A 1,010-nucleotide genomic window follows, 5' to 3' on the forward strand; every position below is an offset into this window, starting at 1 on the left:
GCGACCGGCTGCCCCATTTGGTCTAGTACGTATGCTTGTGTATTGGAGATAGGGCGCCCTATCGTTTGCACACCCTGAAAGACTCTCAAAGTAAAAGTGGAATAGGTAGTATCTTCCGATGGACCATATAAGTCATACACCTTTGTAACCCCTGTATGTTGATAGAGTTTATCTACCAACGCAGTGGGCAGCGGCTCACCTGCGAGGTTAATTGTTAATACCGTTTTCGGTATCGCTTGTGCTCTGAGTAATGCTTCTATCGCCGATGGGACCGTATTGATTAAAGTAATATCAGCCGCATGCGCGCCTTCTGACAAATCCAGTATATTTTTTACTAACAACACCTTGCCACCACTGGCCAAGGTCAAAAACAACTCGTACACCGATAAATCAAAACTGATCGAGGTCGCCGCCAACACCCCACTTAGCTCTTGTTCACTATAGACACTCTGCGCCCAATGGATCAGCGCAACAGCGCTTCTGTGCTCTATGGCAACCCCTTTAGACTTACCTGTAGAGCCGGATGTATAAATAACGTAAGCCAAGTGCTGAGGACACACGATCTGCGCGAGCTCTCCACCGGAAGCGATGACCTGCTTAGCTTCTGACGCAATCTCAAGCCATTGCGAATCGAGTAAAATAAGCCCAGTGTCACTTGCCAGCAGCCCACAGAGCTTCTGCTGCAATGATTGCTGTGACACCACGATCGTAGCTTGACTGTCTGCTAACATATGCGCTAAGCGCTCATCTGGGTAATTCGGATCTAGTGGTATATACGCCCCGCCAGCCATCAATATGCCCAACATCGTCACTATCATTTGTGGTGTTCTAGTTAGACACACACCCACTCGACTATCCGGTTTGACCCCCTGTGCTTGCAGGTATACCGCTAGGGCATGACTTTGCTCGTATAACGCTTGATATGTTAATTGTTGCCCTTCATAAACCACCGCAATCTTATCTGGATGGGCCGCCACCTGCTCCATAAACAACTCATGGATACATTTATC

1 protein-coding gene is annotated in these 1,010 nt (G+C 48.1%); it reads right to left on the bottom strand.

Features of this window, described 5'->3' with window-relative positions; translation table 11 throughout:
- Positions 1-1,010: AMP-binding protein (locus BB427_RS23600; RefSeq protein WP_139119108.1), on the bottom strand; the 1,010-nt coding region annotated here is incomplete at both ends.

The organism is Pseudoalteromonas sp. BMB, assembly GCF_001709235.1.
Taxonomy (GTDB): Bacteria; Pseudomonadota; Gammaproteobacteria; order Enterobacterales; family Alteromonadaceae; genus Pseudoalteromonas; species Pseudoalteromonas maricaloris.